This window comes from Jeongeupia sp. HS-3 (assembly GCF_015140455.1).
Classification (GTDB): domain Bacteria; phylum Pseudomonadota; class Gammaproteobacteria; order Burkholderiales; family Chitinibacteraceae; genus Jeongeupia.
Map to the genome: position 1 here is coordinate 396,341 of NZ_AP024094.1, position 11,481 is coordinate 407,821.

Below are 11,481 nucleotides of genomic sequence, written 5' to 3' on the forward strand. Positions count from 1 at the left end.
CCGCATCCGGGGATGCGGTATTTGTACTGCGCGAGATCGGGATCGATCAGCGCTTGCGTTGCGGCGGCAGGTCGGTGCAGACGCCCTTGGCGACTTCGGCTGCCATGCCGATCGATTCGCCCATGGTCGGGTGCGGGTGGATGGTCTTGCCGATATCCACTGCATCCGCGCCCATTTCGATCGCGAGGCAGATCTCGCCGATCATGTCGCCCGCGTGCGGGCCGACGATGGCGCCGCCGATGATCTGGCCGTTGTCGGCGTCGAAAATCAGCTTGGTGAAGCCTTCGTCACGACCGTTGGCGATTGCGCGGCCCGAAGCGGCCCACGGGAACACGCCCTTGAGGATGGCCTTGCCGTCCTTCTTGGCCTGATCTTCGGTGATGCCGACCCATGCCACTTCCGGATCGGTATACGCGACGCCCGGAATCACCCGCGCGTCGAAGTAAGCCTTCTCGCCAAACGCGTTCTCGGCGGCGACGTGCGCTTCGTGCACGGCCTTGTGTGCCAGCATCGGCTGGCCGACCAGATCGCCGATCGCGAAGATGTGCGGCACATTGGTGCGCTGCTGATTGTCGACGTTGATGAAACCACGCGGATCGACGATCACGCCGGCGTTTTCTGCGCCGATCTTCTTGCCGTTCGGCACGCGGCCGGTGGCGTGCAGCACCAGATCGTAACGGACCGGATCCTTCGGCGCCTTCTCGCCTTCGAACGTCGCCCAGATGCCGTCGTCCTTGGCTTCGAGCGCCACGGTCTTGGTATTGAGCATGATGTTGTCGAAGCGATGGGCGTTCCACTTTTCCCAGACCTTGACGAGGTCACGGTCGGCGCCCTGCATCAGGCCGTCGGTCATTTCGACCACGTCCAGACGCGAACCGAGCGTCGAGTAGACGGTTCCCATTTCCAGACCGATGATGCCGCCACCCAGAATCAGCATCTTGCCCGGCACCGATGCCAGTTCCAGCGCGCCGGTCGAATCGACCACGCGTGGATCATCCGGCACGAATGGCAGCTTGAACACCGACGAGCCGACCGCAATGATCGCGGTCTTGAACTTGACGATCTTCTTCTCGCCGGTCAGTTCCTTGCCCGCGCCCGAAGTCAGCTGCACTTCGATATGGTGCGGATCGATGAAGGTACCGACGCCACGCACGGTTTCCACCTTGCGTGCCTTGGCCATGCCGGCGAGACCGCCGGTGAGCTTGCCAATGACCTTTTCCTTGTAGCCGCGCAGCGCGTCGATGTCGATTTCCGGCGCGCCGAACTTGATGCCGTTTTCGGCCAGGTGGGCGACTTCATCGATCACAAACGCGTTGTGCAGCAGCGCCTTGGACGGAATGCAGCCGACATTGAGGCAGACACCGCCCAATGTTGCGAAACGCTCGATGATGACCGTCTTCATGCCGAGGTCGGCCGAGCGGAACGCCGCCGAGTAACCGCCTGGGCCGCCGCCGAGCACCATCATGTCGCACTCGATATCGGCCGCGCCGCTGTGGCTGCCGGCTTGCGGTGCCGCGACCGGCGAAGGAGCGGGGGCCGCAGCAGGAGCAGGCGCTGCAGCGGGTGCAGGCGCCGCTGCGCCGGCAGCGGTTTCGATCACGACGACGAGGCCGCCTTCGGAGATCTTGTCGCCGACCTTGACCTTCACTTCCTTGACCACGCCGGCGTGCGTTGCCGGCACTTCCATCGTGGCCTTGTCGGTTTCCAGCGCAATCAGGCTGTCTTCGACGGCGACGGTGTCGCCGACCTTGACGAATACTTCGATGATGTCGACGTTGTCGTGACCGCCGATATCGGGAACCTTGAGTTCAATCGTGCTCATGGTTGTTTCCAATGTGTAGGGCGGATTAGCCCGATCAGGGCGTAATCCGCCGTTGCGCATTCGGTGACCGGGGACGCGGCGCTTTGCGCGATCACCCGGTCGACCCAGCAGGACTTAAAGGACCAGGCGACGGATGTCCGCCAACAGCTTGCCCAGATGCACGGTGAAGCGACCGGCTTGCGCGCCGTCGATCACGCGGTGATCGAAGGACAGCGACAGCGGGCACATCAGGCGCGGCAGGAATTCCTTGCCGTTCCAGACCGGCTTGATCTGGCTCTTGCAGACGCCGAGGATCGCGACTTCCGGTGCGTTGACGATAGGCGTGAAGCTGGTACCGCCAATGCCGCCGAGCGAGCTGATCGTGAAGGTCGCGCCCTGCATGTCGGTGGGCTTGAGCTTGCCTTCGCGAGCCAGCGCCGACAGATCGGTCAGTTCCTTGGTGATCTGCTTCAGACCCTTCTGGTCGACGTTCTTGATGACCGGAACGACGAGGCCGTTCGGCGTGTCTGCCGCGAAACCGATGTTGTAGTACTGCTTCAGCACCAGGTTGTCGCCGTCGAGCGAGGAATTCATTTCCGGGAAGGCTTTCAGCGCTTCGGCAGCAGCCTTGATGATGAAGGCCAGTGGCGAGAGCTTCAGGCCGGACTTTTCCCATTCCTTGCCGATGCTCTTGCGGAAGTCTTCCATCTCGGTGATGTCGCACTCGTCGTTGAACGTGACGTGCGGGATGACCACCCAGTTGCGGTGCAGGTTCGCGCCGGAAATCTTCTTGATCTTCGACAGCGGCTTGCTTTCGACCGGACCGAACTTGGCGAAATCGACCTTCGGCCACGGCAGCAGATCCAGGCCCGAGCCCGAACCGCCAGTAGCAGCGACGGGGGCCTTCGCTGCGCCAGACATCACCGACTTCACAAAGCCTTGCACATCCTCGTGCAGGATACGGCCCTTGGGGCCGGAGCCGGCAACGCGCGACAGGTCGACGCCCAGATCGCGGGCGAAGCGGCGCACCGACGGGCTGGCGTGGGCTTTCTTGAAACTCGCATCGTCGATCTTCGCGGCCGGAGCGGCAACGGCTGCAGCGGCCGGAGCCGGCGCGGCAACCGGGGCCGGTGCCGGTACTGCAGCTGCCGGGGCTGGTGCCGCAGCAGGAGCCGGTGCTGCGGTGGCCGAACCCTTGACCGTGACGATCAGCGCGCCCTGGGCGACCTTGTCACCGACCTTGATCGCGATCGATTCGACGATGCCGGCAGCGGTCGACGGGACTTCCATCGACGCTTTGTCCGATTCGAGCGTGACGAGGCTGTCTTCAAGCGCAACCGTATCGCCGACCTTGACGCTGATTTCGATCACTTCGACAGCGTCGAAGTTGCCGATATCGGGAACGCGCACTTCGATCGACTGCGCGGCGGCTGCAGGTGCAGCGGCCGGTGCCGGGGCGGCAACCGGTGCAGGCGCAGCGGCTGGTGCCGGCGCCGGAGCAGCGACCGGAGCCGGTGCGGCGGCAGCAGCGGAGACTTCGAGCAGCAGTACAACGCCGCCTTCGGAGATCTTGTCGCCGACCTTGACCTTGACTTCCTTGACGACGCCGGCGGCGGTCGCCGGGACTTCCATCGTCGCCTTGTCGGTTTCCAGTGCAATCAGCGATTGCTCGACTTCGACCGTGTCGCCGACCTTGACGAAGACTTCGATGATGTCGACGTTGTCGTGCCCACCGATATCGGGGACTTTCAGTTCAATGATGTTGCTCATTGTTGTTCCCTGTGAGGGGTTGGGGGCAGGGCGTTGGCCCTGCCTCGGGTCATGCACGTCCGGCCACAAGGGCCGGATGCCTCACTCAATCAAACCGTCCAAGGTGCCGGACGATCCGCCTCGATGCCGTACTTGGCGATCGCTTCAGCCACCTTGTCGGCGCCGATCTTGCCTTCGTCGGCCAGCGCCTTGAGAGCGGCAATGGCAACGTGGTAACGATCGACTTCGAAGAAGCTGCGCAGCGCATCGCGGCTGTCCGAACGGCCGTAGCCGTCGGTGCCGAGTACGACGAAACGATTCGGCACGTATTCGCGGACCTGGTCGGCAAAGGTGCGCTTGTAGTCGGTCGCGGCGATCACCGGACCTTCTGCACCCTTGAGACACTGGGTCACGTACGGCACTTGCTGCTCGGACGTCGGGTGCAGCAGGTTGTAACGGGTGGCGTTCACACCGTCACGACGCAGCTCGTTGAAGCTGGTGGCGGACCAGATGTCGGCATCGACGCCGAAATCGGCCTTCAGCAGATCGGCCGCGGCAATGACTTCGCGGAAGATCGTGCCCGAACCCATCAGCTGCACCTTGAGCTTGCCGGCTTCGCCCTGGCGGAACTTGTACAGACCCTTGAGGATGCCGGCTTCGGCGCCTTCCGGCATCGCCGGGTGCGCGTAGTTCTCGTTCATCACCGTCAGGTAGTAGTAGATGTTTTCCTGATCCTGATACATGCGCTTCATGCCGTCCTGAACGATCACGGCCAGCTCGTACGCGAAGGTCGGGTCGTAGGAGACGCAGTTCGGGATGTATTCGGCGAACAGCTGGGTGTGGCCATCCTGATGCTGCAGGCCTTCGCCGTTCAGCGTGGTCCGGCCGGCGGTACCGCCCAGCAGGAAGCCGCGTGCGCGCAGGTCGCCAGCAGCCCAGGCCAGGTCGCCGATACGCTGGAAGCCGAACATCGAGTAGTAGATGTAGAACGGGATCATCGTCACGCCGTGGTTGGCGTAAGCGGTGGCCGCGGCGATCCAGTCGCTCATCGCGCCGGCTTCGTTGATGCCTTCCTGCAGGATCTGACCGGTGGTCGATTCCTTGTAGAACATCAGCTGGTCAGCGTCTTCCGGCGCGTACAGCTGGCCGACGTGCGACCAGATGCCGAGCTGGCGGAACATGCCTTCCATGCCGAAGGTGCGCGATTCATCCGGCACGATAGGCACGACGCGCTTGCCGATGGTCTTGTCCTTGACCAGGATGCCAAGCAGACGCACAAAGGCCATCGTCGTCGACGATTCACGTTCGCCCGAGGATTCCAGCAGCGCCTTGAATGCATCCAGACCCGGCACTTGCAGCGGCTCGTTCACCGGATTACGCGTCGGCAGATAGCCGCCGAGTTCGGCACGGCGTTCGTGCATGTATTTCAGCTCTGGCGCGTCGGCCGGCGGCGCGTAGAACTTGCACGCCTTGGCTTCTTCGTCGGTGAGCGGAATCTTGAAACGATCGCGCAGATGCAGCAGGTCGTCTTCGGACAGCTTCTTGGTCTGGTGCGCGACGTTCTGCGATTCGCCGGCCGCGCCCATGCCGTAGCCCTTGACGGTCTTCACCAGCAGCAGCGTCGGCTGGCCCTTGTGTTCGACCGCGGATTTGTAGCCGGCGTACACCTTGTGCGGATCGTTACCGCCGCGGGTCAGGCGCCAGATGTCGTCGTCGGACATGGCCGAAACCAGTTCCTTCAGCTCCGGCGTATTGAAGAAGTGCTCGCGCACATAGGCGCCGTCCTTGGATTTGTAGGTCTGGTATTCGCCATCGACCACATCCATCATCCGGCGCTGCAGCAGGCCCTTGGTATCCTTGGCCAGCAGTGCATCCCAGCCCGAACCCCAGACGACCTTGACCACATTCCAGCCCGAGCCGCGGAAATCGCCTTCGAGCTCCTGGATGATCTTGCCGTTGCCGCGCACCGGGCCATCCAGGCGCTGCAGGTTGCAGTTGATCACGAAGATCAGGTTGTCGAGTTTTTCACGACCGGCGAGCGAGATCGCGCCCAGCGATTCCGGTTCGTCCATTTCGCCGTCGCCGCAGAAGCACCAGACCTTGCGATCGCCCTTCTGTTCGAAGCCGCGATCGTCGAGGTACTTCATGAAACGGGCCTGATAGATCGCCATGATGGGCCCGAGGCCCATCGACACGGTCGGGAACTGCCAGAAGTTCGGCATCAGCCACGGGTGCGGATACGACGACAAACCGCCGCCATCGACTTCCTTGCGGAATTTGTCGAGCTGGTCTTCGGTAATCCGGCCTTCGAGGAAGGCGCGCGAGTACATGCCCGGGGCGCAATGGCCCTGGAAGTAAACCAGGTCGCCGCCGTGCTTGTCGCTCGGTGCGTGCCAGAAGTGGTTCCAGCCCACGTCGTACAGCGTCGCTGCCGACGCGAACGAGGTGATGTGGCCACCCGGATCGCCCTTGCCCGGCTTGTTGGCCTTGACGACCATCGCTGCGGCGTTCCAGCGCGTGTACGAGCGGATACGCTCTTCCAGTGCGTGGTTGCCCGGGCTCTTGGCTTCAAGGTGTACCGGCACCGTATTGATATACGCCGTGGTGGCGGTGTAGGGAATGTTCACGCCATCCTGACGGGCGTGATCGACAAGCTGTTCAACGAGAAAATGCGCGCGTTCTGCGCCTTCGTTAGCCAGGACGCCGTCTAGCGCCGCCAGCCATTCCTGCGTTTCCTGTGGATCAAGATCGTGATGCTGCTCTGCCATTTATGTCTCTACCTATTTAACTAAAGAGGTTAGTAGTAGTGGTGAGTCGCGGTTCGGTTCTGCGCCAAAGCTCAGCGCGGAACGTTCCGCTTGTAATAGTTGATCAAACCGTTGGTCGAGGCGTCGTGGCTTGAGGTCAGGCCTGGCGTGACCAGATCGCTTTCGATCTTCTTCGCCAGCTGCTTACCCAGTTCCACGCCCCATTGGTCGTACGAGTTGACGTTCCAGATGGTGCCTTGCACGAATACCTTGTGCTCATACAGCGCAATCAGCGCGCCAAGGCGACGCGGCGTCAGCCGCTGCATCAGGATCGAGTTGGTCGGGCGGTTGCCTTCAAACACCTTGTGGGGTGCCAGTGCATCCTGTGCCTCACCGGTAATGCCGGCGGCGCTGAGTTCGGCGCGAACTTCCGCATCCGTTTTGCCGCGCATGAATGCTTCGGTCTGGGCGAAAAAGTTCGCCATCAGGATGGTGCTGTGCGGCTCCGGAATTTCCGGGTGCTCGATGCTGGCAATAAAGTCGATCGGCACCAGCTGCGAGCCCTGATGCAGCATCTGGTAATAAGCGTGCTGGCCATTGATGCCGGCATCGCCCCATACCACCGGGCCGGTGTGGTAATCGATGCGGTTGCCGTCCAGATCGACCGACTTGCCGTTCGATTCCATATCCAGTTGCTGCAGATAGGCCGGGAAGCGTTGCAGTGCCTGATTGTATGGCGAGATCAGCTGGGTGTTGGCACCGAAGAAGTTGACATACCACACGCCCAGCAGGCCCATGATCGCCGGCAGATTCTGTTCGAGTGGCTTGTTCTTGAAGTGCTCGTCCATGGTGTAGGCACCGTGGAGCAGATCCTGATAGTCGTGCTTGCCAAGGTAGATCGCGATCGGCAGGCCGATGGCGCTCCACAGGCTGTAACGGCCGCCAACCCAGTCCCAGAACTCGAACATGTTGTTGGTGTCGATGCCGAACTCGGCCACGGATTTGACGTTGGTCGATACGGCGACGAAATGCTTGGCAATGTGGCTTTCGTTGCCGACGCGATCGAGGAACCATGCCCGCGCGGTGCGCGCATTGGTCAGCGTTTCCTGCGTGGTGAAGGTCTTGGATGCGACGATGAACAGCGTTGTTTCCGGATTGAGCTTCTTCAGCGTCGAGACGATCTGGTCGCCGTCAACGGTGGAAACAAAGTGCATGGTCAGGCGCTGGTGACCAAAATCCTTCAGCGCGTTACAGACCATCACCGGGCCGAGATCCGAGCCGCCGATACCGATGTTGACGATGTCGGTGAAGGCCTTGCCGGTATAGCCGGTGCGCTCGCCCGAGCGGATCTCGTCGGAGAACTGGAACATCTTCTCCTTGACCGCGTTGACCTTGGGCATCACGTCTTCACCGTCGACGAGGATCGGCGTCTTGTCGAGATTGCGCAGCGCGATATGCAGCACGGCACGGTTTTCGGTGGTGTTGATCTTCTCGCCCGAGAACATCTTCTCGATGCGATCCTTCAAGCCTGACTGCCGGGCGAGGTCGAACAGCAGCGACATCGTCTGCTCGGTAATGCGGTTCTTCGAGTAATCGAAAAACAGGCCGCCTGATTCGAGCGAGAGTTTTTCGAAACGCTGCGGATCCGCGTCAAACAGGTCGCGCATATGCAGCGACGATACATCCTGATAATGCGCTGCGAGTGCCTGCCAGGCCGGCGATTGGGTCAACTTCGACATCGACTCTTTCCTTATCACACGTTTTTCACGGTATTGATGCCACGGTAGGCCGCGGTCTTGGCTGCCACCTTTTCAGTGGTCATGGCTGCGAACCCGTTTTTCTTTCAGGTTGCGCTTCATTTTTTCGAGCTGGTCAATCAATTCAGGGCCGCGCTTGAGCGCAACGCCGACAGCGAGGACGTCGATGATCACTAGGTGAACAATGCGGGTAATCATCGGCGTGTACAGATCCGGGTCTTCCATCGTGTCGGCGTACAGGCAGATATTGCAGCGCTTGGCGAGTGGTGACTTGGAGTGGGTAATGCCGATGACATCGGCGCCGGCATCGCGGGCGATTTCGACCGAACGGAGCAGGTCGAGGGTGCGACCCGAATTGGATACCGCGATGACGGCATCGCCGGGTTTGAGCATCGACGCGCTCATGCCATGCATGTGCGGGTCGGTATACGCGACGGTGGGCACGCCAAGGCGGAAAAATTTGTTCTGTGCGTCAATCGCCACCGCGCCGGATTGGCCCTGACCCCAGACTTCGATCTTGTGGGTGTTGGCCAGCACGCGGATCGCCCGCTCCAGTGCCTCGGTATCCAGCTCGTTACGGCAGCGCAGCAGGTGCGAAATATTGTTGTCGAACAGCTTTTTCGCGAGGTCGTGGGCCGAGTCGTCAGCCGACACCATCGAGTGCACATAAGGCACGCCCGAGACCAGACTGCGGGTCAGTCTGAGCTTGAAGTCCTGCAGACCCGAGCAATTGAGGCTGCGACAAAAGCGGATCACCGTCGGCTGCGAGACATCGGAAAGATTGGCAATTTGCGCGATGGGTGCATTGGCCACCAGATTCGGTTGTGCCAGCACCAGTTCGGCGACTTTGCGCTCGGACTTGCTCAGGGTGTCGATCACTGTCTTGATACGTTCAAGCATGGTCGGTCTCACTCAAACGGCGAAGTCTCAGGCCCGCGTTGCGATTGGCTCGGCTGGGCCGGGAATCCCCCGGGTCTCTGTCAAACATGGTTAAAGCCGCGGGGGGCTCTTGGCCCCGCACGTTGTCTTTGCTACGGCTTTATGCCGTCCAGAACACTGATTTGGTCGCGACAACGCGATCAAGCACGCGCCGGATCGGAAATTGCTGCTGTACTGGTTTGTCTTCAACCAGCGCCGCTTGCAACAAGGCTTTCTTGCCCTCGCCGGTGATATGAACGATCACCTCGCGCGCATTGGCAATGGTCGGTAGCGTGAGCGTGATGCGCTGATGCGGCGCCACTGGCGGCGTGACCGCGGCGAGCATGGCGTCCGAGCGACAGGCGGCTTCAAGTTCGACGGCATCGGGAAACAGCGACGCGGTGTGGCCATCATCGCCCATGCCCAGAATCAGTACATCGATCGGTGATGGGAAAATTGCCAAACGTGCTTCGATGGCCGGCAGTGCTTCATGCGGCGTGGCCGCGCCGTTGACCAGCGAAATGAAATTCGCCTTGGCCGCCAGCCCTTGCAACAGATGCTGACGAACACTTTTTTCGTTGCTGTCGGCGTGGTCGGGCTGAACCCAGCGCTCATCGACCAGCGTAATGTTGACCCGGCGCCAATCAAGTGGCATCTGGGAGAGTGCGGCAAACATGCCGGCGGGCGTACGACCGCCGGATACGGCCAGACTGGCCCCGCCACGCGTTTCGATCGCGGCTTTCAGTTGGCCTGCGATATGCGCGGCAAGCGCGATATCCAGTTGCGCTTTCGAAGCGAATTCATGCCATTGCAGAGACATCTACACCTCGATATTTCAGTGATTGCCGCGATGATCGCGGCAAGAAGCAGCCAGCTGGCCCTTGCGCAGAAGGGGAAGCCGGCAGGGCTGAACAGCCCGTGCCGGTATTGATCCGCGACGATGCCAGCCGTGGTGCTGGGGGTGATTAGCTCTCTTCGTGCCAGCACAGGCCGTCACGCGACAGCAGTGCGGACGATGCGGCTGGGCCCCAGGTGCCAGCGGTATACGCTTTAGGCGCGTCCGGGCTGGATTCCCAGGTGTCGATGATCGGCTCGACCCACTTCCAGGCGGCACGCTGTTCGTCGCGACGCACGAACAGCGACAGATCGCCACGGATCACATCCATCAACAGGCGCTCGTACGCTTCCGGGCTGCGGGTGGTGAAGGTTTCCTTGAAATCGAGGTCAAGGTGGACCGGACGCAAGCGGACCTGGTTGCCCGGTTCTTTGGCCATCAGGTAAAGCCGAACCGACTCATCCGGCTGCAGCTGGATCACCAGACGGTTGGGCGTGCCGGTCTTGCCAAAGATCGAATGCGGCGCTTCACGGAAATTGATGACGATCTCGGCCAGACGTTCCTGCAGGCGTTTGCCGGTGCGCAGGAAGAAGGGCACGCCGGCCCAGCGCCAGGTCTGGATTTCGGCCTTGAGCGCCACGAAGGTTTCAGTCTTGGAGCCGGCCGGGACATCCGGCTCGTCCAGATAGCCCGGCACCGGCTGGCCGTTCACCGCTCCGGCACGGTATTGACCGCGTACGACCTTGGTATGGACATCTTCGGCCGTCAACGGCTTGAGTGCGCGCAGTACCTTGAGTTTTTCGTCGCGGACCGCGTCGGCATCGTACGAAGCCGGCGGCTCCATCGCGACGATGGTCAGCAACTGCAGCAGGTGGTTCTGGATCATGTCGCGCAGCGCGCCGGTCTTGTCGTAGAAATCCGCACGGGTTTCCACGCCGACCTGCTCGGTGACGGTGATCTGTACGTCGCGAATCCATTCACGGCGCCACAGCGGTTCGAGCAGCGTATTGGCGAAGCGCAGTGCGATCAGGTTCAGCACCGGCTCTTTGCCGAGGTAGTGGTCGATCCGGTAGATCTGGTGTTCTTCGAAGTATTCGCCGACTTCGTCGTTGATCTTGTTCGACGACGCGAGGTCATGGCCCAGCGGCTTTTCCAGCACCACGCGGGCATTGCCCTTGGTCAGGCCGACGGCAGCGAGGCTCTTGGAGATCGGTGCGAACAGGTCTGGCGCGGTCGAGAGATAAAACACGCGAGCACGCTTGGAAAATTCGTTCAGCGCATCGGCCAGAACGCCGAACTCTTCCGGCTTGTTGGCATCGATCTTGAGGTACTGGATGCGCTTGGCAAACGAGGCCCAGTCGGCGTCGTTGTAATGCTTGCCGAGGTAACCCTTGGCCAAGGCATGGGCCTTGTCGAGGTAGGCCGCGGTATCGGGCACGCTACGGCCCAGACAGATGATGCGACCTTCGGCGGGCAGGTTGCCGTCCTGATTCTGGTGATACAGCGCCGGCAACAGTTTGCGCATCACGAGGTCGCCGGTGCCGCCAAACAGCACCATGTCGAACGCGTCGATCTGGGTCATAGCATCCTTCCTGAGTTATTCGTTTGAACTCGGCTGCGTGCGCGTCCTGTGGATTAGCCATGCGCCTGGTGGGCGAGGCTGGCGTACGCGCC

7 protein-coding genes are annotated in these 11,481 nt (G+C 61.5%); all 7 read right to left on the reverse strand.

Annotation, left to right across the window (positions count from 1 at the left end):
• Positions 1 to 46: 46 nt before the first annotated feature.
• The 7 genes from lpdA to zwf all read right to left on the reverse strand — a co-directional run bounded on the left by lpdA (position 47) and on the right by zwf (position 11,389).
• Positions 47 to 1,822, reverse strand: coding sequence for a dihydrolipoyl dehydrogenase (lpdA, locus tag JLC71_RS01945; RefSeq protein WP_200917005.1), 1,776 nt, complete (start codon positions 1,820 to 1,822; stop codon positions 47 to 49).
• 114 nt (positions 1,823 to 1,936) lie between these two features.
• Entirely contained in the window at positions 1,937 to 3,571 is a 1,635-nt protein-coding gene (gene aceF, locus JLC71_RS01950) for a dihydrolipoyllysine-residue acetyltransferase (RefSeq protein WP_200917006.1), read from the reverse strand.
• An 89-nt stretch (positions 3,572 to 3,660) separates the two neighbouring features.
• Complete coding sequence (gene aceE / locus JLC71_RS01955; RefSeq protein ID WP_200917007.1) at positions 3,661 to 6,318, reverse strand: pyruvate dehydrogenase (acetyl-transferring), homodimeric type; 2,658 nt, start codon at positions 6,316 to 6,318, stop codon at positions 3,661 to 3,663.
• A 71-nt stretch (positions 6,319 to 6,389) separates the two neighbouring features.
• Positions 6,390 to 8,036 carry a glucose-6-phosphate isomerase gene (gene pgi, locus JLC71_RS01960; RefSeq protein ID WP_200917008.1) on the reverse strand — a complete coding sequence of 549 codons (1,647 nt, stop codon included), beginning with the start codon at positions 8,034 to 8,036 and terminating at the stop codon, positions 6,390 to 6,392.
• A gap of 72 nt (positions 8,037 to 8,108) precedes the next feature.
• Entirely contained in the window at positions 8,109 to 8,954 is an 846-nt protein-coding gene (gene hexR, locus JLC71_RS01965; RefSeq protein ID WP_200917009.1) for a transcriptional regulator HexR, read from the reverse strand.
• 139 nt (positions 8,955 to 9,093) lie between these two features.
• Entirely contained in the window at positions 9,094 to 9,792 is a 699-nt protein-coding gene (gene pgl, locus JLC71_RS01970) for a 6-phosphogluconolactonase (protein ID WP_200917010.1), read from the reverse strand.
• Positions 9,793 to 9,937: 145 nt separating this feature from the next.
• Complete coding sequence (zwf, locus tag JLC71_RS01975) at positions 9,938 to 11,389, reverse strand: glucose-6-phosphate dehydrogenase (RefSeq protein WP_200917011.1); 1,452 nt, start codon at positions 11,387 to 11,389, stop codon at positions 9,938 to 9,940.
• Between the last annotated feature and the right edge of the window lie 92 nt (positions 11,390 to 11,481).